This is a genomic window from Buttiauxella agrestis ATCC 33320 (assembly GCF_000735355.1).
In the GTDB taxonomy this organism is placed as follows: Bacteria; Pseudomonadota; Gammaproteobacteria; order Enterobacterales; family Enterobacteriaceae; genus Buttiauxella; species Buttiauxella agrestis.
Window position 1 is genome coordinate 167,946 of sequence record NZ_JMPI01000022.1, and the last position, 22,375, is coordinate 190,320.

Below are 22,375 nucleotides of genomic sequence, written 5' to 3' on the forward strand. Positions count from 1 at the left end.
AGCTAAGCGAGCGCTCGGGCTAATAGCGTAATCGGGTGCTCGCATTTTTTACTGGTAGACATCTCAATCTGCCATTTACAGGTTTCGCAATCCGTCACGACTAAATCGACCCCGCTTTCTTCTATTTGCTGGAATAACGGCGCTCCAATGCTTTGCGACGTATTATAGTTTTCCTTTTTAAATCCATAGGTTCCGGCAATTCCGCAGCATAGAGACTCCAGTATTATCAGCTCCACGCCTGGCAGACGGCGTAATAAATCGAGCGTATATAACGACCAACCCATTTTCTCCATGTGGCATGGCGTGTGGTAGGCGATTCGTAACGGCAATGCTTTAAGCTTTAGCTCTTTCCCGCTTTCCAGCTGCTTCCAGATAAAACGTGTCGCCAGTTCTATATGGTCGCGCATCGGGCGAGTGTCGATGTCCAACACCTGCGGGTATTCGTCGCGTAAAGTAAACGTGCAGGTAGAAGACGTGGCAATGACTGGAAGCCCTTGCTCAATCACCGCTTTCTCCAGAGAGGCAGCATTAATCGCGGCCTGCTTTTTAGCTTTGTCGATAAAACCGTTGGCAATCAATGGCACGCCACAGCATTTTTCCCGCTCCAGCAATTGCACACCAAATCCCATGGCGTTCATCACGCGGACTAAATCTTTGCCGAGATCGGAGTGGTTGTAATTAACGTAGCAGCCGTGGAAAAACGCGACCTGTTCCGCAAAAGCTTTTTGAGCGGCGGCTTGTTTGCGATACCAGCCGCGAAACGTGCCGGAAGAGTATTTGGGTAATTCGCGATGACCGTCAATGCCGAGGGTTTTATCGAGCAAATTGCGCACCGGTTTGAGCGACGTCGCAGTGTTGACCAGCGGTGCAAACGGCGTCGAGAGCGTGCCCATTAAATCGGTATGGCTGAGAATGGCATCTCTTAGATTGAACCTGGATTTACCGTAGCGAGCCTTAGCGCGTTGAATAATATCGCCAATTTTCACATCAGACGGACAGGCCACTTCGCAACGTTTGCAGTTGGTGCAATATTTCAATGCATCATCGTAAAGCGCTGCATCTTTCAGGCGCAGGCGTTCGCCATCTGGCCCGGATTGCTTCGGGCCAGGATAATCAGGATTGACCCGGCTCACCGGGCAAACGGTGGTACAAACGGTGCATTTAATACAGTTTTCGAAACTCTTTTCATCAAGCAGATTCATTGGTTTCTCCCCTGAGTCTCAAGAATTTGCCGGGCGACATGCAGTGCGCCCATCATTGAAACACCTGCGCCACATCCTTGCTCAATGGGGTCGAAGCCCGCGAGCACCGAGCCGATAGCAAACAGATTTTCAATGCGCTGCCCGTCACGAGAAGGGTGAAAGTGTTCATCAACGATAACGCCCGCCTGCAAATAAGGTTGCGGGCTGAAAAAATCCTCTTTGCTCCAGCCTTCACGCTGCGTCGGGGCACGAACATCAAGACCAAAAATAGCTTCACGGATGCCGTCAAATTTCGCTTGCAGGCCATTACTGAAAAAGCTGCCGCTGGCGAGCACAACATGCCTGGCTCGTAGAGGGACTTCGCCGTGATTGCGGGTGAACAGTGCGCGGACGTTATGATTCTCTACTTCCGTGTTCACGACGGCATCACCGGGCATGATGATTCCGCCCAGTTGCTGGAAACGGCGGCGCAATTGTTGGGACATGCGCATGCCGAGCACTGACGGTGGGAGTGTGGGCAACAGGTGCAGCGGGCAGGATAACTGGCGGCTGATGTTCTGCCAGGCGAGTGAGTTTTCGCTTCCCAGACAAGCCGGAAGGAAGAGGGCGTCGGTGTTGTTCGCCAGCGCTTTTAACTCCTCAATAAGCAGGCGCTGCTGCTCTTGCATATCCAACACGCGGGCGATGTTGGCGGCGCGAAATTCGCTGGGGTTGTTACGCAGCGTGTCTAAGGCAGGAAGCGTCAGCTCGGCTACTTGAACCTCAATATTATTATCAGCAAGCGAACCGGCGACCAGCTCAGGCTGGAAATCAAGAAAACCGGCAATCCCGACCACCGTAATGCGCTGCCACGCGAGGGGGGCAACGGGAATTTCTTCCGGGCTTAACCACGTTGCCCGTTGTGTTCCCAGCGGTGTAATGCGCTGATGATTTTGCTGATAACTCCCTGTGAGCGTGATATTGCACCGGGCCAGCAGCGCCTCGCTTTCGGCCGCATAACGGCAGACGTTATCTGCACCCATCAGGCTGTAAGGGTGTTCAGGGGCTTGTTGTTTCAGGGCTTCGAGTGCGCTTAAAGGTGAGTTTACCGGGCTGCCGTCGGGCAATTGCGCCAGCAAATCCAACGAACCTGACGAAAAATGCAGGGCGCTTTGCCCACGACTGACGATGGCGCAATGAAGACCCACCTCCGCCAGACGAATCCCGCATACCAGTCCGGCTAAACCACCGCCAATAATCAGACTATCGAATTTCATTGTGGTGATCCTTTTTTTAGCCCGCACAACCCCTGGTACACCCAGGCGGTGAACTCGCTTTCCCTCAGTGCATCATCCCAGGCTATCGGGCGAATACCTTTCCAGCGTTCATTGAGAAAAGTGGACAGCTGCTCGAGCGATTGCGCGGGTGTTGAGGTGCCAAAACGTTGTAATAAACCCGCGGCGCGACAGGCGCAAAGTTCCCCCTGGCAAGTCCCCATTCCCACGCGGGTGCGGCGGCGCAAATCACCAAGATTACTGACGGCCAGATTGTTAACCGCGTAACGGACTTCGCCTGCGGTGACCGCTTCACACTCACAAACCAGACTGTTGCTCAGACGATCCCCAGCCAACAACTGCCCGGCGCGGTCGCCATGACGCCAGACCGCCGATCGCCGGATAGTGAGGGGTAAAGAAATGACTTTGCTCAGGGTTTCTTCCGGAGAACTTCCTGAGCCTGGAAGCGGCTCCGTTGCGGTGGAGCAAGCCTGGGTATTACCGAGCTTTTCACAAACTGCGTTCGTCGCCCATTCGGCCATCAGACGATAAGTCATTAGCTTGCCGCCGGTGATGGTGATAAACCCGTCCATCCCGTCGCGCTTTGCGTGATCAAGCAGCACGATCCCTCGGCTGGCGTTGCGCCCGGTCGGATCGTTGTCGCTTGCTACCAGCGGGCGCACTCCTGCGTAAGCGCGCAGAATACGAGTCGCCGCGAGTTTTGGCGCCAGTTTCGAGCCTTCACGAATCAGGATATCGACCTCTTGCGGCGTGACGCGCATATTGTCGATTTGGTCGTATTCAATGGGCGTAGAAGTGGTGCCAATCAGTGAAATGGTATCGCCGGGCACCAGAATATCGGCGTCAGCAGGTTTGCGGCAGCGGTTGATCACCATGTTATTGATGCGATGGCCAAGAATGAGCAGCGAGCCTTTTGCGGGCAGCATTCGTACCCGCAAATCAGCATATTCCGCGATGTGCTGGCCCCAAATCCCGGCCGCATTCACCACTACGCTTGCGTATAAATCGTGCTGTTGTTGGGTTTTGTGGTTATAGACGCGCACCCCACAAACCCGATCGCTGTTGCGAATCAGGCCAGTGACTTCCTGGCCGGTGAGAATTTCAGCGCCGTGCTCTCTGGCATCCAGCATGTTGGCGGCGGTCAGGCGGAAGGGGTCGACGGTGCCATCAGGCACGCGCACCGCACCAATCAACTCAGGGTTTGCGGCCGGTTCCAGGCGTAATGCTTCTTTGGGTTCGATACGCTGAGCATCAATTCCCGCGTCCAGGCAGGAGGCGATGAATATACTCTGGAGGGATAAATCGTCTTCGGGAAGGGTGATAAACAGGCCGTCTGTGCGTTCGATGCAATGGCGAGCGACGCGTTTAAGGATGCGGTTTTCTTCAATGCATTCTCTGGCCGATTCGCTGTCCGTCATGGCGTACCGCGCGCCGCTGTGGAGTAAGCCGTGGTTTCGCCCCGTCGCCCCGGTGGCGATATCGTGTCTTTCGAGCAGCAGCGTTTGCAACCCGCGACGGGCGCAGTCGCGGGCAATTCCCGCACCGGTTGCGCCACCGCCGATAATAATGACATCCCTCTCTTTGCGTCCCGTCGCCATGCTCTGCTCCTGAAAAATTCTCTTGAACACAATTGAGCCACAAATCAATTTTCAAATGTTTGATATCGAGCAAATTCGAGCATAAATCGAAAATAAAGTGTGATGTTATGCACCTTTTCGATAGTTTGTAATAAAAATGTAATATGTTGTGGGGTGTTTCACACTAACTCACCCCGATAATCCTTAACATGCGCTCGCAAATGAACATGGCTTATAAACCCTGCCACGGAGGCATTTATGCTAAGCATTTTCAAACCTGCCGCACACCAGCCACGGCGTGAGAGCGAGCACATTGACCCAACTTATAAACGCCTGCGCTGGCAAATTTTTATGGGGATTTTCTTCGGTTACGCCGCCTATTACCTGGTGCGTAAAAACTTCACGCTGGCGATGCCGTACTTGATTGAGCAAGGTTTCTCGCGGGGGGATTTAGGATTCGCGCTTTCCGGTATTTCTATCGCCTACGGCTTTTCAAAATTCATCATGGGGTCAGTCTCTGACCGCTCGAACCCACGCGTTTTCTTACCTGCCGGTTTGATTCTGGCGGCAGCCGTGATGCTATTTATGGGGTTTGTGCCATGGGCGACATCCAGCATCGCGGTGATGTTCGTGCTGCTGTTTTTATGCGGTTGGTTCCAGGGCATGGGCTGGCCGCCGTGCGGGCGCACCATGGTTCACTGGTGGTCGAAGAAAGAGCGTGGCGGAATTGTTTCTGTCTGGAACTGCGCCCATAACGTAGGCGGTGGCTTGCCGCCGTTGCTGTTCTTACTTGGGATGGCGTGGTTTAACGACTGGCACGCAGCTCTTTATATGCCAGCCTTTGCGGCGATTCTGGTGGCGCTGATTGCTTTTGCATTAATGCGCGACACCCCGCAATCCTGCGGCTTGCCGCCCATTGAAGAGTACAAAAACGATTATCCGGACGACTACACCGAAAAAACGGAAGAGGAACTGACGGCTAAACAGATTTTTATGCAGTACGTATTCCCTAACCGCCTGCTGTGGTACATCGCCATTGCGAACGTTTTTGTCTACTTGCTGCGTTACGGCATTCTCGACTGGTCGCCAACGTATCTGAAAGAAGTGAAGCACTTCGCGCTGGATAAATCTTCCTGGGCTTATTTCCTTTATGAATACGCCGGGATCCCAGGGACGCTGCTGTGTGGCTGGATGTCGGATAAAGTGTTCCGCGGCAACCGTGGCGCAACCGGTGTGTTCTTTATGATTCTGGTGACGATTGCGACCATTGTTTACTGGCTGAACCCGCCGGGAAATCCGGGTGTGGATATGGCATGTATGATTGTGATTGGCTTCCTGATCTACGGCCCGGTGATGCTGATTGGCCTGCATGCGCTGGAACTGGCACCGAAAAAAGCAGCGGGAACGGCTGCGGGCTTCACTGGCTTGTTCGGCTATCTCGGTGGGTCGGTCGCAGCGAGCGCCATTGTGGGTTATACCGTTGATTTCTTCGGCTGGGATGGCGGCTTTATGGTGATGATCGGCGGCAGTATTATGGCCGTGATTCTGCTGCTGGTGGTGATGGTGGGTGAAAATAAACATCACCAGGAAATGAAAGCGCGGGAAGAGAAAGGCTAAAAACGTCAAAGGAATGCCGGATGACGCTGCGCTTATCCGACCTATAACAGCGGTTGTAGGCTGGATAAGCGTTACATCTCGATTTCAATATCGCCATGCGCCTGGCAGCAACAGGGAAGTATTTCACCGGGCTGGATAAACGCCAGCGGTTCGGTAAGCCACTTAACCTGACCCGCAATTAAGCGAGTCCGGCAGGAGCCGCAATAACCTTCCCGACACTGATACTCGACGGTGACCTGATGTGATTCAAGCGTCGCCAGCAGGGAAGGGTGTTCTTCCCCACATAACAGTTGTGCGCCGGATTTGCGTAATGTAATGCGGGTCATGGCTTAAAGCTGGAAATTGCTCAGGTCGTCAGCATCGACATTAGAGTCAATCTGGCCAACAAGATAAGAGCTGACTTCCACTTCCTGCGGTGCTACCTGCACGTTATCCGACACCAACCACGCGTTGATCCACGGGATTGGGTTTGAACGTGTCTTGAATGGCAAATCCAGGCCGACTGCCTGCATACGGATGTTGGTAATGTAATCAACATACTGGCAAAGAATGTCTTTGTTCAGGCCGATCATCGAACCGTCGCGGAACAGATAGCTTGCCCACTCTTTTTCTTGTTCAGCAGCTAACACGAACAGGTCGTAACATTCCTGGCGGCATTCCACGGCGATTTCTGCCATTTCCGGGTCGTCTTCGCCGGAACGCATCAGGTTCAGCATATGCTGAGTCCCGGTTAAATGCAGCGCTTCGTCACGGGCAATCAGTTTGATGATTTTGGCGTTGCCTTCCATCAGTTCGCGCTCGGCGAAAGCGAAGGAGCAGGCGAAGCTGACATAGAAGCGAATTGCTTCCAGCGCGTTCACGCTCATTAGGCACAGATAAAGTTGGCGTTTCAGGGCGCGCAGATTCACGGTCACGGTTTTTCCGTTGACGTTGTGCGTGCCTTCACCCAGCAGATGCCAGTAGCTGGTCATTTCAATCAAGGTATCGTAGTAACCGGAGATATCTTTCGCACGCTTTAAGATTTCCTGGTTGGTCACGATATCGTCAAACACAATCGCCGGATCGTTAACGATGTTGCGGATGATATGGGTGTAAGAACGCGAGTGGATCGTTTCGGAAAACGCCCACGTTTCAACCCAGGTTTCCAGCTCAGGGATGGAAATCAGCGGCAGCAGCGCCACATTCGGACTACGGCCCTGAATGGAGTCCAGCAGCGTCTGGTACTTCAGGTTGCTGATGAAGATGTGTTTTTCATGATCCGGCAGCGCCTGGTAGTCGATACGATCGCGTGAAACGTCAACTTCTTCCGGACGCCAGAAGAAAGAAAGTTGCTTTTCGATCAGCTTTTCGAAGATGTCATATTTTTGCTGATCGTAGCGTGCCACGTTAACCGGCTGGCCAAAGAACATTGGCTCAGCGAGTTGATCGTTTTTCGTCTGTGAGAAAGTGGTGTATGCCATGAAATCAAATCCTGTAATGCGTCGAAAAAATCCCCTCAACAAGGTGAGGGGATTTTAAGTTAGATTTTACATGCGCCGCTTTCGCAGCCATCGTCCTGGATAGAAGGTGCCAGGTCGTCTTGCGCATCTTCTGCGCCGTCTCGGGTGTTCTGATAGTAAAGCGTTTTGACACCGAATTTGTAGGCGGTGAGCAAATCTTTGAGCAATTGCTGCATCGGCACTTTGCCTGACGGGAAGCGCGATGGGTCATAGTTGGTGTTAGCAGAGATCGACTGGTCGATAAATTTCTGCATCAAACCCACTAATTGCAGGTAGCCGTCGTTGTTTGGCAGGTCCCACAGTAGCTCATAATTATCTTTCAGTTTTTCATAATCCGGAACGACCTGGCGCAGAATACCGTCCTTCGACGCTTTAATGCTGATATGGCCGCGTGGTGGCTCGATACCGTTAGTCGCGTTGGAAATCTGCGATGAGGTTTCAGACGGCATCAATGCAGAAAGCGTTGAGTTACGCAGGCCGTGGGTCTTGATTGACTCACGCAGTGCTTCCCAATCCAGATGCAGCGGCTCGTTGCTGATCACATCCAGGTCTTTCTTATATGTGTCGATTGGCAGAATGCCTTGTGCATAGGTGGTTTCGTTGAACCACAAGCAAGGGCCTTGCTCTTTCGCCAGTTCGTTCGACGCTTTCAGCAGGTAATACTGAATGGCTTCGAAGGTTTTGTGCGTCAGGTTGTTGGCGCTACCGTCGGAGTAACGAACGCCATTTTTCGCCAGGTAGTAGGCGAAGTTAATCACGCCTACGCCCAGAGTACGGCGGCCCATCGCACCACGTTTCGCGGCAACAATTGGGTAATCCTGGTAATCAAGCAGCGCATCCAGAGCGCGTACTGCCAGAATCGCCAGCTCTTCGAGTTCATCGAGGCTTTCGATTGCACCAAGGTTGAATGCCGACAGCGTACACAGTGCAATTTCACCGTCTTCGTCGTTGATGTCATTCATTGGTTTGGTCGGCAGCGCGATTTCCAGGCACAGGTTAGACTGGCGAACTGGCGCGATAGCCGGATCAAACGGGCTGTGGGTGTTGCAGTGGTCAACGTTCTGAATATAGATACGACCCGTTGACGCACGTTCTTGCATCATCAGCGAGAACAGCTCAACGGCTTTCACGCGCTGTTTGCGGATGCTGTTGTCTTTCTCGTATTTGGTGTACAGCTGCTCGAATTTTTCCTGGTCGGCAAAGAATGCGTCGTACAGGCCTGGGACGTCAGACGGGCTGAACAGGGTGATGTCTTCGCCTTTCAACAAACGGGTGTACATCAGTTTGTTGATTTGCACGCCGTAATCCATATGGCGCACGCGGTTGCCTTCAACACCACGGTTGTTTTTCAGTACCAGCAGGCTTTCAACTTCCAGATGCCACATTGGGTAGAACAGTGTCGCAGCACCGCCACGCACGCCGCCCTGAGAGCAGGATTTCACTGCGGTCTGGAAGTGTTTGTAGAACGGGATACAGCCGGTGTGGAACGCTTCACCGCCGCGAATCGGGCTACCCAGCGCACGGATACGACCGGCGTTGATACCGATGCCTGCACGTTGGGAAACGTATTTCACAATCGCGCTGGAAGTGGCGTTGATGGAATCCAGGCTGTCGCCGCACTCGATCAGGACACAAGAGCTGAACTGGCGAGTTGGGGTACGCACGCCAGACATAATTGGCGTCGGCAGAGAGATTTTGAACAGGGAAACCGCATCGTAAAAACGCTTCACATAGCTCAGACGCGTTTCACGCGGATAACCAGAGAACAGGCACGCTGCAACCAGAATGTAGAGGAACTGGGCGCTCTCGTAGATTTCACCGGTGACACGGTTTTGAACCAGGTATTTACCTTCAAGCTGTTTCACCGCGGCGTATGAGAAGCTCATGTCGCGATCGTGGTCGAGGTAATCGTCCATCTGCTTGAACTCTTCTTCCGTGTAGTCTTCCAGCAGATGTCTATCGTATTTGCCCATCTCAACCATTTTCACAACATGGCTGTACAGTTTTGGCGGCTCAAACTCACCGTAAGCTTTTTTACGCAGATGGAAAACCGCCAGGCGTGCAGCCAGATACTGGTAATCAGGTGCTTCACGAGAGATTAAATCGGCAGCGGCTTTGATAATGGTTTCATGAATATCAGAAGTTTTGATGCCGTCATAAAACTGAATGTGTGAGCGCAGTTCAACTTGCGATACGGATACGTTGTTTAAGCCTTCGGCGGCCCAATCCAGAACTCGGTGGATTTTATCCAGATCGATGCGCTCAGTGCGACCGTCACGTTTTGTAACCAGCAGACTCTGATTCATGTGAGTGTGTACCTGTCCGTGAAATGAAAAATACCCCGGTTATCCACAGTTAGCGACTTGTGGCTAACCTTGTGGATAAATACTATATGTAGGGGGTTATGGATTACTTGATCACTATATGGTGAGTATTCTAGTAACTAATCGGCTGAGAACAAGTATTGATTTCGAGATGAATTTAAGGTTGTGACAAGCAGAATTTCGCTAAGTCCACGTCACATAAGGCCTGTGACAATTGTCAATGGGATGCAAAAAAATGATATTTTTGATCGAGTGCTGATTTCTTAAACTTAATGGATAATTGCGCAACTTGATGTTGCGCAAAAACCATAAGATTCACCTATGAGAAAGCAGGTTTATGCTTCGGTATGCAGCATGTAGTTAACATCAACACCTGGCGCGAGTTTGAAGGTGTTGGTCAGCGGGTTGTAATGTAACCCGGTCATGTGACGTTCGCGCAGTTGAGTCTCATCAACCCAGGACAGTAATTCCGCAGGTTTGATAAACTTTTTAATATCATGCGTGCCTTTTGGCACCATGCGTAGAATGTATTCCGCGCCAACGACCGCCATCAGCCAGGATTTGCCATTACGGTTGAGGGTCGAGAAAAAGACATGGCCACCTGGTTTGACGAGTTTTGCACAGGCCGCAACGACCGATTTCGGATCGGGCACATGTTCCAGCATTTCCATGCAGGTCACAACGTCGTACTTTCCAGCAAATTTTTCGGCGTGCTGTTCAACAGTTTCCTGAACGTAATCCACCTGAATACCGCTTTCCAGGGCATGAAGTTTAGCCACTTGTAACGGTTCGAATCCCATATCCAGGCCAGTCACATTCGCCCCTTCGCGCGCCATGCTTTCTGCCAGAATTCCGCCGCCGCAGCCAACATCAAGCACCGTTTTACCGAATAACCCACCCGCACGCTGGCTGATATATCCCAAACGCAGCGGATTAATACGGTGAAGCGGTTTAAATTCGCCTTCTAAATCCCACCAGCGTGAGGCAACGGCTTCGAATTTAGCGATTTCATCATGGTCGACGTTCTGGATTACCGGTTGGTTTTCGGCATTCATGGGGCTGCTTACTCCTTGCTTGTTTCGTGGCGGAAGTATACGAATTATTTAGGGTAGATGTGTAGTTCTTCTGGTTTCCCCACAGTCGGGCGATTGTGTTATAATTTGCGACCTTTGAATCCGGGACACAGTAGAGGGATAGCGGATACATGAGCGACCTTGCCAGAGAAATTACACCGGTCAACATTGAGGAAGAGCTTAAGAGCTCATATCTGGATTACGCGATGTCGGTTATTGTCGGCCGCGCACTGCCAGATGTCCGCGATGGACTCAAGCCGGTACACCGTCGCGTACTTTACGCCATGAACGTATTGGGCAATGACTGGAATAAAGCGTACAAAAAATCCGCCCGTGTTGTTGGTGACGTAATCGGTAAGTATCACCCTCATGGTGATACCGCTGTTTATGACACTATCGTGCGTATGGCGCAGCCATTCTCATTGCGTTACATGCTGGTAGATGGCCAGGGTAACTTCGGCTCTGTAGATGGTGACTCCGCCGCGGCGATGCGTTATACGGAAATCCGTATGTCGAAAATCGCTCACGAGCTGATGGCCGATCTCGAAAAAGACACGGTAGACTTCGTCGATAACTACGACGGCACCGAGCGAATTCCTGATGTTATGCCAACAAAAATACCTAACCTGCTGGTAAACGGTTCATCCGGTATCGCAGTCGGTATGGCAACTAACATCCCGCCTCATAACATTACGGAAGTGATCAACGGTTGCCTCGCGTTTATTGAAGACGAAGACATTACCGTTGAAGGGCTGATGGAACACATCCCAGGCCCGGACTTCCCAACAGCTGCAATCATCAATGGCCGTCGTGGCATTGAAGAAGCGTACCGTACTGGCCGTGGCAAGATTTACATCCGCGCTCGCGCAGAAGTAGAAGCTGATGCTAAAACCGGTCGCGAAACCATCATCGTTCATGAAATTCCATATCAGGTTAACAAAGCACGCCTGATTGAGAAAATCGCTGAACTGGTGAAAGACAAACGCGTTGAGGGCATTAGCGCTCTGCGTGACGAGTCTGATAAAGACGGCATGCGCATTGTCATCGAAATCAAACGCGATGCAGTGGGCGAAGTGGTTCTGAATAATCTTTATTCTCAGACTCAGCTTCAGACTTCCTTCGGGATCAACATGGTTGCGCTGCACCAGGGCCAACCGAAGATCATGAACCTGAAAGACATTCTTTCTGCGTTCGTGCGTCACCGTCGTGAAGTTGTTACGCGTCGTACTATTTTCGAACTGCGTAAAGCACGCGATCGTGCGCACATCCTTGAAGGTCTGGCGATCGCTCTGGCGAACATCGACCCAATCATCGAACTGATCCGTCATTCTCCAAATGCGGCAGAAGCGAAAGCAGGTCTGATCGCCCGTTCATGGGATCTGGGCAATGTTTCCGCGATGCTGGAACGTGCAGGCGATGACGCTGCGCGCCCTGAATGGCTGGAACCAGAGTTCGGTATTCGTGATGGTCAATATTTCCTGACCGAGCAACAAGCACAGGCGATTCTGGATCTGCGTTTGCAGAAACTGACTGGCCTTGAGCACGAAAAACTGCTCGACGAATACAAAGAGCTGCTGGAGCAGATCGCTGAGTTGCTGCACATTCTGGGCAGCGCTGAACGTCTGATGGAAGTGATCACTGAAGAGCTGGTTGCGATGCGCGATCAGTTTGGCGACAAGCGTCGTACAGAGATCACTGCGAATACCTCTGATATCAACATTGAAGATTTGATCAACCGCGAAGATGTGGTTGTGACGCTGTCCCATCAGGGCTATGTGAAATATCAGCCGCTGACCGACTACGAAGCACAACGTCGTGGTGGTAAAGGTAAATCCGCAGCACGTATTAAAGAAGAAGACTTCATCGACCGCCTGTTGGTTGCCAATACCCACGATACCATTCTGCTGTTCTCCAGCCGTGGTCGTCTGTACTGGATGAAGGTTTATCAGTTGCCGGAAGCGAGCCGTGGTGCGCGTGGCCGTCCAATTGTTAACCTGCTGCCACTGGAAGCAAACGAACGTATCACCGCGATTCTGCCGGTTCGTGAGTATGCCGAAGGCATTAACGTATTCATGGCGACCGCAAGCGGCACCGTGAAGAAAACTGCGTTGACCGACTTCAGCCGTCCACGTTCAGCAGGCATCATTGCCGTTAACCTCAACGAGGGTGACGAGCTGATTGGTGTTGATTTGACCGACGGTAGCAACGAAGCCATGTTGTTCTCGGCTGCGGGTAAAGTGGTGCGCTTCAAAGAAGACGCCGTTCGTACTATGGGCCGTACTGCAACAGGTGTTCGCGGTATTAAACTGGCGGGCGAAGACAAAGTCGTTTCCCTGATTATTCCGCGCGGTGAAGGTTCAATCCTGACCGTGACGCAGAATGGTTACGGTAAGCGTACTGCGGCTGAAGAATATCCGACCAAGTCGCGTGCGACTCAGGGCGTTATCTCCATCAAAGTGACCGAGCGCAACGGCAGCGTTGTGGGGGCGGTGCAGGTGGAAGATACCGACCAGATTATGATGATCACCGATGCCGGTACTCTGGTTCGTACTCGCGTTTCTGAAGTGAGTGTCGTTGGCCGTAACACCCAAGGCGTTATCCTCATCCGTACCGCGGACGATGAACACGTAGTGGGCCTGCAACGTGTTGCAGAACCGGTAGACGAAGAAGAGCTGGATGCTATCGACGGCTCAGTTGCGGAAGGTGATGATGAAATCGCACCAGAAGCAGACACTGATGAAGCTGTTGATGATGAAGCCTCCGACGACGCGGACGAATAATCCGAAATTTGTCGTTTGATGTGACTTAAAACGCCTGATGCATTCTTTGCATCGGGCGTTTTGTATTTTAATACCATGTATTATTCTAATGAATTGATGGCTCAATTAATAAGGTGAAGCAATGGCTATTCCTGAAAAGTATGAAGACATAGAACGTTGGGCATTCGGTGATACCGAAAAGCAGGCGGATGAACTTGCCAGGCTGGTGCTGGATGGCGTGAAAACGGCCACCTGTTCTAACCTGGATGGCGAGGGTATTGCCCAACCTGGTGATATCTTCGTGGTGGTAGATGGCAAGAATGAGCCGGTTTGTGCGATTGAACTGACGACCGTTGAGATGACCACTTATGAGCAGGTCAATGAAGCTCATGCTCTGGCTGAAGGCGAAGGCGATAAATCGCTGGCTTACTGGCGTAAAGAGCATAAACGCTTTTTTGAAGAATATGACTTATTCTCACCGGATATGACCCTGGTGCTGATGCATTTCAAGGTTATCGAGAAGTTCTGACAGTAATCCTTTGTGGTCAGTGTCATCCACGCTGTTTGCCGTTGCGGGCTACCATTTTTGCGACTACCTTAACGGCATCTAAAGTTTTGTTATTTCCACGACCAGGCTCAATTTGAAATATCTTGTCTCCTTTCGTACCACACTCAAAGTCTCCCGCTACATGTTTCGGGCGCTGGCTTTATTGCTCTGGCTGCTGATTGCGCTCTTTTCGGTGTTCTACATCGTTAATGCATTACACGAAAAAGAGTCAGAAATTCGTCAGGAATTTAATATCAGCTTCGATCAGGCGCAGCGTTACATTCAACGCACCTCTGATGTGGTGAAAGAACTCAAGTACATCGCCGAGAATCGCCTGACTGCGTCGAATGGCGTGTTGCCGGTCGTGGAAAATGATGACAACAAAGTTGATCCGCCGAATTTCATGCCGTTATTCCCCGACTCTGACTGCTCCGCCGTCAGTGCCTCCTGGCGTTCTTCGTTGCAATCGCTGGCGTGGTTCTTGCGCTACTGGCGCGATAATTTTTCTGCAGCTTACGATCTCAACCGCGTCTTTTTGATTGGCGGTGATAATCTGTGCATGGCCGATTTCGGCCTGCGTGAAATGCCGCTTGAGCGCGAAAAAGCGCTGAAAACGTTGCACGAACGTATCATGAAATATCGTAATGCCCCGCAAGATGAGCGCAGCAACAGTATTTACTGGATTGGGCAGGGGTCGCGTCCGGGTGTTGGTTACTTTTATACGCTGACGCCGGTGTATCTTGCTAACCGCTTGCAGGCGCTGCTGGGTGTTGAACAAACCATCCGCATGGAAAATTTCCTGTCACCGGGTTCTATGCCCATTGGCGTGACCATTCTGGATGAAAATAGCCGACCGTTGATTTCACTGACCGGGCCGGAAACACGTATCGAGCCTGAAGGTAAATGGGTGCAGGAACGTTCGTGGTTTGGTTACACCTCAGGTTTCAAACAATTCATTCTCAAGAAAAACTTGCCGCCATCGTCAATGAGCGTGGTGTACTCCGTCCCGGTGGATATGGTGCTGGAGCGGATTCGGATGCTGATCCTCAACTCGGTACTGTTGAATATCCTGGTGGGCGTCGTGCTGTTTACGCTGGCGCGGATGTACGAGAAACGGATATTTATCCCGGCGGAAAACGATGCCCAGCGTCTGGAAGAACACGAACAGTTCAACCGTAAAATTGTGGCTTCGGCCCCGGTAGGGATTTGTATTCTGCGTACTCAGGACGGCACAAATATTCTGAGCAACGAACTGGCGCACAATTATCTCAACATGCTGACTCACGAAGACCGGCAACGGCTGACGCAAATCATTTGCGGGCAGCAGGTTAATTTTGTTGATGTGCTGACCAGCAGCCATACCAACTTGCAGATAAGCTTTGTCCATTCGCGCTATCGTAATGAAAACGTGGCGATTTGCGTGCTGGTGGATGTGAGTGCGCGTGTGAAAATGGAAGAGTCACTCCAGGAAATGGCGCAGGCCTCAGAGCAGGCGAGCCAGTCAAAATCCATGTTCCTTGCCACCGTCAGCCATGAACTGCGTACGCCGCTGTACGGCATTATCGGCAACCTGGATTTATTGCAAACCAAAGAGTTGCCGAAAGGCGTTGATCGCCTGGTGACGGCGATGAATAACTCTTCCAGTCTGCTGCTGAAAATTATCAGCGATATTCTCGACTTCTCAAAAATTGAATCTGAACAGCTCAAAATCGAGCCGCGTGAGTTCTCTCCGCGTGAAGTCATGAGCCACATCACCGCCAACTATTTACCGCTGGTGGTGCGCAAACAGCTCGGCCTGTACTGTTTCATCGAGCCCGATGTGCCGCTGACACTGCAAGGCGACCCGATGCGTTTGCAGCAGGTGATTTCCAACTTGCTGAGCAACGCCATTAAATTTACCGACGTGGGCTGCATTGTTTTGCATGTCAGCGTGGAAGGGGATTATCTCTCGTTGCGAGTGCGTGACACGGGCGTGGGCATTCCTGCAAAAGAGGTCACGCGCCTGTTCGACCCGTTCTTCCAGGTGGGCACTGGCGTGCAGCATAACTTCCAGGGCACCGGGCTGGGGCTGGCCATCTGTGAGAAGCTAATCAGCATGATGGATGGCGATATTTCGGTTGATACCGAAGTAGGCATGGGCAGCCAGTTTACGATTCGCATCCCTTTATACAGTGCCAATTATGCCGGGCAATCTGAGGTAGAAGGCTTGCTGAGCAAGCGCTGCTGGCTGGCGGTGCGCAACGCGTCACTGAGCCAGTATCTGGAATCGATGCTTGCCAAAAACCATATCGACGTTCGGCAGTATCAGGGTGAAATGCCCGGCAGCGACGATATTTTGATTACTGACGATGAGCTGGAAAACGAGTGGGAAGGGCGTGCCGCGATTATTTTCTGTCGTCGTCATATCGGTATTCCAATTGAGATGTCACCGGGTTGCTGGTTGCACAGCCTTGCCGCCCCGCATGATTTATTGCTGCTGTTGGGCCGTATTTACAGCGTTACCGTGACGTTACCGGGTACGGATGTGGAACTCCCGGCGCTCACTGGCAACAATGAACGAAACGATGACATGATGATCCTGGTGGTTGACGATCATCCTATCAACCGACGTTTGCTGGCCGATCAGTTGGGATCTCTCGGGTATCAATGCAAAACGGCGAATGACGGCGTGGACGCACTCAATGTGCTGAGTAAAAATCATATTGATATCGTGCTGAGCGACGTCAACATGCCGAACATGGATGGATACCGTCTGACGCAACGTATTCGACAGTTAGGTTTAACGCTGCCTGTTGTGGGGGTCACGGCGAATGCGCTGGCTGAAGAGAAGCAGCGTTGTATTGAATCAGGAATGGATAGTTGCCTGTCGAAACCGGTGACGCTGGATATTCTTAAAAAGACTGTCGATCTCTATGCCGCAAGGGTGCGCAGCAGTAGGGAGTTGTAGTTCTGCAAAGCAGGATTAGGGTTTATGTCCGAATAATTCGAGTTACAGCCAGGCGGCAAGAGAACTCATCCCCAGGAGCTTACTAAAGTAAGTGACTGGGGTGAGTGAGTGCAGCCAACACAGCTGCAACGTGAAGTATGACGGGTAGAAATTATTCTTTGTCAGCCGGGGACAGGCTCACTGACGAAAGATAGTTCAGCAACGCAATGTCATTTTCCACACCCAGTTTCATCATCGCTGATTTCTTCTGGCTGCTGATGGTCTTAATGCTGCGGTTCAGTTTGCGGGCAATTTCAGTCACCAGGAAACCTTCCGCGAACAGGCGCAATACTTCGCTCTCTTTTGGAGACAAACGTTTGTCGCCGTAACCGCCCGCGCTGATTTTTTCCAGCAGACGTGAAACGCTTTCCGGGGTGAATTTTTTGCCTTTCTGCAATGCGGCCAGGGCTTTTGGTAAGTCGGTTGGCGCGCCTTGCTTCAATACAATTCCTTCGATATCAAGTTCTAATACTGCACTTAAAATCGCCGGGTTGTTATTCATCGTCAGAACGATGATGGAGATATTTGGGAAATGGCGCTTAATGTATTTGATAAGCGTAATGCCATCGCCGTATTTGTCGCCAGGCATTGAGAGATCGGTTATCAAAACATGAGCATCAAGTTTTGGCAGATTATTGATAAGCGCTGTGGAGTCTTCAAATTCACCGACAACATTCACCCACTCGATCTGCTCGAGAGATTTACGAATGCCGAACAGGACAATCGGATGGTCGTCGGCAATAATTACGTTCATACTGTTCATGTAATAGGCTACCTTGCTACAGCAAACTCTTGACGTAAGCGTCAATATCGCTGGTATATTTTTGTATGTTGGTAGCATCACTTTCACGAATGTGATGCTCTAACGTTTCACATAACTGCTTGCCGGGTACCAGATTGAGCATTGCAAACACCCCCTTTAAGCGGTGAGCTGTCTGCGCTAACGCTGCGAAATCGTGCGCCGCAGATTCAGTATACAATCTCCTAACATCTTCCGGTACTGTGTCAACAAACAGCGCGTAATAGCCGCTGGCATGAAGTTGCGCATTTTCGTCACCACCTAACGGGGATTCGGATGCACCTTCTTGCGCCAGTTGCTCCTCTATCAGTTGTAGCACCGCATCCTGCATGGCATTGCTGATATTAAAATTAACGCGGAATTGGCCTGGCCCTATTTTCCGCATTCCGTTCTCATCATCGCTTAAAAGCAAACCAGAAGATGTAAGATTAGACGGATTATCTGTCAGGAAGATATCAAACTCTTGACTTGCCAGTCTTTCATCAGGGGTGATGCATTGTGCTCCCCAATTCTCCAGCAGACGAGTGACGATATTTCGCACTTCGTTCGAGGTGATATCAATCATCGCCACGACATCATCGAGCAATTTCTCTTCCTGTTCTTCGTGCTGCGGCTCTGCCGTCATTTTGATGTGCAGGTTATAGCGCGTACCAATCCCCTCACGGGTTTTAATATTCAGATGCCCGCCTAATTTGCGTGACAGCTGGTTGCACAAATAGAACGTTAAACCGTTGGCTTGCCCGTAACGATCCTCGCTGGTTTCGTTAAGGAAAGGGAAGTGGAGATTATCGACTTCGCCGTGACTAATGCCTTCGCCGGTGTCCAGAATACGGAACAACAAACGGTCAGGACCGGATTCTTCTTCGGTGATGTCCAGGGTGATTTTACCAATCTGCGTCGTCGTCACCGAGTAATTGAGCAGTAATTGTAAGGCTTTGCGCAACGCTTCGCGGTCGCCATGGCGCTCTTCATCGGTTGCCAGGTGATTATTTATCAGCAGCTGCAAGCCTTTGCGTTTGATAATCGGCAGCATTTCCAGCGCGACTTTATCAATCAAAGGTTGGATGGCAAACTTTGTTGCATTGGTTTTCCATGCGTCGGTTTCGAGCATATTCAGCAACTGAATTTCATCCACCAGACGCGCAATACTTTGCGCTTCATTAGCGACGACACGCGCCTCTGGAGTGTTTAACGCGCTGGCGTGCTCGGCAATGCTTTTCATCGGAAGCTGTAACGCCTCTCCGATATTGCGCATGAACGCGATGCGTCCTTGCTGATTTTTCTCATATAAACGTTGCGCTTGTTTAAGCTTTTTATTCACCAGAATTTCGCGGTCCTGATCGCGAATCACAAAAATCTGCGTGCGCGGAGCAATTTGACTACGGAACTGCCGGATTTCATACAGTTCGTTATTGATCGTGGCCTGAATCACACCCTGATGCTGATCGGCCATCGCAATAATGTTTTGCAGATTCAGGTGCGGCAGCAGATGGTCGGCAATTTTATTGCTGATGACCGTACGATTAGAGTCCAGATCATGCACCAGCAGGCCAAGTGGCAGTTGCGCGACAATCTCTTCATTTAAGGCTCGCAGGATTTGTAACTCGCCATTGCCGCTTTGGGTTTCAACCGGGCGCGCAGCCTGTTGGCGGAAAGTCGTAAAGCCAAACAGTGCGAGTGCCAGCAGGCCGATATTAAGCAGCAGTGGCAGCAAAATATTTTGCAAGGTGTCCATCAACAACGTGCCAAGCGGAACCTGCCATACCAAACGCAAATCGGTAGTGGCAAGCGGTGAAGCAATTTCGATTTTCGCGCCGTTAAAGTTAATGGTGATGCTATCTGGTCCCTCTTTATCGGCACTCTTGGCCGGAAGTTGGGCATCATTATTTTCCAGACGGAAACTATCCAGTGGCATCGTTGGCGGAATTAAATCGTTAATCGGCAAATCAAACGCGACGACGGTTGCCAGATGCCCCGGCTGGTTAAAGGTCGTGCGCAGGGTGAAGTAGTGGCCGTTTTGCCAGGCCAGATGGCGTAATGAAGAAAAACTCTCACGTTCATCAAGCGCGTTTGCTTGTTGCAACATCTCAGCGCGACGTGAATCGACAATTGAGCCTACGCCACTTTCCTTCAGGCCGGATGAGAGATCTTTAAGCGGCAGGGTGGAAACCAGGATCATGCTGTTGTCCTGGCCGTTTAAATAATACATCGACCACGGGCTATTTTCGGCACCCCACAGCGTATCGAGATAGGTCGAAATACGTTGGGTCATGTCCAGGGTGGAGCTGTCGTGGGAGCCAAAAATCAGGGCTTCGGTTTTGCGGCGAGGTTTCTCTAAATAATAAACGTCCTGGCGCAGACGCGTTTCTTGCAGGCCTTCACTTGCCGGAGATGTCGACACGGCAATGTTGTCATAGATTTGCCAGGTGGCGTAACGGTAGGTATCGATGCGTTTATGCAGCGCATGCGTGATATCTACAATTTGATAGCTCTTATCTTTCAGCCAGGTATTGACGGCACTTTGCACCATGACGCCCATGGCAATGAGCAATATCACGATCAATAGCAGAAAGAAGCGCGTGATATTGCCGGGGATAAGCGAAAATTTATTAGGGATCATACTGTCTGACTGACTCATTGTTAGCGCGCAACCCGGCGAGCATTCGCCACTTTAATAAAAACCACTGTTCTGTTCTACCCGCAGACATAAGCCTGACAGGCGGTAGAACTGTCACCAAAAAACCAGCGCTAAGAATACCTTTATCAGGCACTGGCGTCATCGACTCTCTTTGAAACCCAACGAGTATAATTCCAAATGGGTACATTTCCAGGTTACTGAAAATTAGCCAGAATGGGAACGGCAAACGGATCGTATTTTGTACGATTGAGATGGGGTGTTTTTGTACAAAATGATTTCATCTGTACAAATATTATATTTGAAATGATATTTTATTTGGATTTTCTTCTTTGAAAAACTTCCGGCTAAGCGAAGCGGCATTAATCGTGTTGAGGGCGGATTTCTTAATAGTCATTACATTTTTGAAGGGAGTAGCACAGAATGATTAAAGTTACGTAAAGAAGCGTAAAAAAAACCGGATGCAAGCATCCGGTCCAAAATAGGGGTAAACAGACATTCAGAGATGAATGACGGTAATAAATAAAGTTAATGATGATAGCGGGAGTTATTTTATATATAAATCAGCAGTATGTTTTATCATTCAGTGCTACTGATTTTATTTTGCATTAAGTGGTTGATTTTGCTTTGTGTTTTATTTGTTTTAACTTTTAGTGCTTATATAATTGTCTTTTCGTGCTGAAAAAAGTTCCGTCATATTTACATTTTGAAACACCTATATGGATAAATGAAACATCTCTATGGTTTTAGTATCATATTCGGATTGGATTAATCTGTATTTGTTTTGGACAATGGGTTCGCCGACTGATTGGAAAAACAATCAGTAAGCAGTGGCATATAAAAAGGCATATAACAGAGGGTTAATAACATGAAAGTTAAAGTACTGTCCCTCCTGGTTCCAGCATTGCTGGTAGCAGGCACCGCTCATGCGGCCGAAATTTATAACAAAGACGGCAACAAATTAGATCTGTACGGTAAAGTAGATGGCTTACATTACTTTTCTGACAACGATGGTCAAGACGGTGACCAGTCTTATGTTCGTATCGGTTTCAAAGGCGAAACTCAGATTAATGACCAACTGACCGGTTACGGCCAGTGGGAATACAACGTTCAAGCAAACAACACCGAAGGCAGCAGCGATCAGGCGTGGACTCGTCTGGGCTTCGCAGGTGTGCGTTTTGCTGACTACGGTTCATTCGACTACGGTCGTAACTACGGCGTTGTATACGACGTAACTTCATGGACCGACGTTCTGCCAGAATTTGGCGGCGACACTTATGGTTCTGATAACTTCATGCAATCTCGTGCAAACGGCGTTGCAACTTACCGTAACACCGACTTCTTCGGTCTGGTTGACGGCCTGAACTTTGCTCTGCAATACCAGGGTAAAAACGGCAGCGTTTCTGGTGAAGGTTCTACCGCTAACGGCCGTGGCGCTCTGAAACAGAACGGTGACGGCTTCGGCGGTTCCCTGACTTATGATCTGGGCGAAGGCTTCAGCATCGGTTCAGCGATTTCTAGCTCCAAGCGTACTTCCGATCAAAACAGCGATCGTTACTTGGGTGAAGGCGATCGCGCTGAAACTTACAGCGGCGGCATGAAATATGACGCTAACAACATCTACCTGGCAGCGCAGTATACCCAGACTTACAATGCGTCTCGCTTCGGTGGCAGCGACTCTCTGGTTTCTGGCTTTGCTAACAAAGCTCAGAACTTTGAAGTTGTAGCACAGTACCAGTTCGACTTCGGTCTGCGTCCTTCCGTTGCTTACCTGCAGTCTAAAGGCAAAGACATCGAAGGTTACGGCGACCAGGATCTGGTTAAATATGTTGATGTTGGCGCGACTTACTACTTCAACAAAAACATGTCTACCTACGTTGATTACAAAATCAACCTGATGGATGACAACAACTTCACCCGTGATGCCGGTGTTAATACCGATGACATCGTAGGTGTTGGTCTGGTTTACCAGTTCTAATACCTGCCTACGCAGTGTTAGTTGTAAAAGGCGCCTTTAGGGCGCCTTTTTTACGTCTGAACCCTCAACAACCTTTACTTTTAAGGCAATTTTTTTGCCAGTTGG

General features: G+C 50.5%; 14 protein-coding genes. 5 read left to right on the forward strand and 9 right to left on the reverse strand.

Features of this window, described 5'->3' with window-relative positions:
• Positions 1-2: 2 nt before the first annotated feature.
• The 3 genes from glpC to glpA are packed head-to-tail and all read right to left on the reverse strand — an operon-like array spanning position 3 to position 4,074.
• The gene (gene glpC / locus GBAG_RS05555; RefSeq protein ID WP_034494073.1) at positions 3-1,202 is read right to left on the reverse strand and encodes an anaerobic glycerol-3-phosphate dehydrogenase subunit GlpC; all 1,200 of its coding nucleotides are present in this window, start codon (positions 1,200-1,202) and stop codon (positions 3-5) included.
• Positions 1,199-2,458, reverse strand: coding sequence for a glycerol-3-phosphate dehydrogenase subunit GlpB (gene glpB / locus GBAG_RS05560; RefSeq protein WP_034494075.1), 1,260 nt, complete (start codon positions 2,456-2,458; stop codon positions 1,199-1,201). The genes glpC and glpB overlap by 4 nt, the downstream gene beginning before the upstream one ends.
• Positions 2,455-4,074, reverse strand: coding sequence for an anaerobic glycerol-3-phosphate dehydrogenase subunit A (glpA, locus tag GBAG_RS05565; protein WP_034494077.1), 1,620 nt, complete (start codon positions 4,072-4,074; stop codon positions 2,455-2,457). Before glpA ends, glpB begins: the two co-directional genes overlap by 4 nt.
• A gap of 237 nt (positions 4,075-4,311) precedes the next feature.
• Between glpA and glpT the strand changes: the two genes are divergently transcribed.
• Positions 4,312-5,670 carry a glycerol-3-phosphate transporter gene (glpT, locus tag GBAG_RS05570; RefSeq protein WP_034494079.1) on the forward strand — a complete coding sequence of 453 codons (1,359 nt, stop codon included), beginning with the start codon at positions 4,312-4,314 and terminating at the stop codon, positions 5,668-5,670.
• Positions 5,671-5,741: 71 nt separating this feature from the next.
• Here the strand turns inward: glpT and yfaE are convergent, their stop codons facing one another.
• The 4 genes from yfaE to ubiG all read right to left on the reverse strand — a co-directional run bounded on the left by yfaE (position 5,742) and on the right by ubiG (position 10,548).
• Positions 5,742-5,996 carry a class I ribonucleotide reductase maintenance protein YfaE gene (yfaE, locus tag GBAG_RS05575; RefSeq protein WP_034494081.1) on the reverse strand — a complete coding sequence of 85 codons (255 nt, stop codon included), beginning with the start codon at positions 5,994-5,996 and terminating at the stop codon, positions 5,742-5,744.
• A gap of 3 nt (positions 5,997-5,999) precedes the next feature.
• Positions 6,000-7,130, reverse strand: coding sequence for a class Ia ribonucleoside-diphosphate reductase subunit beta (nrdB, locus tag GBAG_RS05580; RefSeq protein ID WP_034494083.1), 1,131 nt, complete (start codon positions 7,128-7,130; stop codon positions 6,000-6,002).
• A 59-nt stretch (positions 7,131-7,189) separates the two neighbouring features.
• The gene (gene nrdA, locus GBAG_RS05585) at positions 7,190-9,475 is read right to left on the reverse strand and encodes a class 1a ribonucleoside-diphosphate reductase subunit alpha (protein ID WP_034494085.1); all 2,286 of its coding nucleotides are present in this window, start codon (positions 9,473-9,475) and stop codon (positions 7,190-7,192) included.
• Positions 9,476-9,828: 353 nt separating this feature from the next.
• The gene (ubiG, locus tag GBAG_RS05590; RefSeq protein WP_034494086.1) at positions 9,829-10,548 is read right to left on the reverse strand and encodes a bifunctional 2-polyprenyl-6-hydroxyphenol methylase/3-demethylubiquinol 3-O-methyltransferase UbiG; all 720 of its coding nucleotides are present in this window, start codon (positions 10,546-10,548) and stop codon (positions 9,829-9,831) included.
• Positions 10,549-10,697: 149 nt separating this feature from the next.
• On the opposite strand from ubiG, the gene gyrA reads away from it, so the two are divergent.
• The 3 genes from gyrA (at position 10,698) to rcsC (ending at position 16,819) form a co-directional block, all read left to right on the forward strand.
• Positions 10,698-13,346 (forward strand): DNA topoisomerase (ATP-hydrolyzing) subunit A, encoded by a 2,649-nt coding sequence (gene gyrA, locus GBAG_RS05595; protein ID WP_034494088.1) that lies wholly within the window; start codon positions 10,698-10,700, stop codon positions 13,344-13,346.
• A gap of 121 nt (positions 13,347-13,467) precedes the next feature.
• Positions 13,468-13,854: an ASCH domain-containing protein gene (locus GBAG_RS05600; protein WP_034494089.1), complete on the forward strand. Its 387-nt coding sequence runs from the start codon at positions 13,468-13,470 to the stop codon at positions 13,852-13,854.
• 112 nt (positions 13,855-13,966) lie between these two features.
• Complete coding sequence (gene rcsC, locus GBAG_RS05605) at positions 13,967-16,819, forward strand: two-component system sensor histidine kinase RcsC (protein WP_034494091.1); 2,853 nt, start codon at positions 13,967-13,969, stop codon at positions 16,817-16,819.
• Between the two features lie 151 nt (positions 16,820-16,970).
• Here the strand turns inward: rcsC and rcsB are convergent, their stop codons facing one another.
• Together rcsB and rcsD are read right to left on the reverse strand one after the other, a co-directional pair.
• Entirely contained in the window at positions 16,971-17,621 is a 651-nt protein-coding gene (gene rcsB / locus GBAG_RS05610) for a response regulator transcription factor RcsB (protein ID WP_034494092.1), read from the reverse strand.
• Positions 17,622-17,637: 16 nt separating this feature from the next.
• A complete protein-coding gene (rcsD, locus tag GBAG_RS05615; protein ID WP_072011144.1) occupies positions 17,638-20,295 on the reverse strand; it encodes a phosphotransferase RcsD in 2,658 nt (885 codons plus the stop codon).
• 865 nt (positions 20,296-21,160) lie between these two features.
• Here rcsD and GBAG_RS05625 point away from each other — a divergent pair.
• Positions 21,161-22,270: a porin OmpC gene (locus GBAG_RS05625; protein WP_034494098.1), complete on the forward strand. Its 1,110-nt coding sequence runs from the start codon at positions 21,161-21,163 to the stop codon at positions 22,268-22,270.
• Positions 22,271-22,375 lie beyond the last annotated feature (105 nt).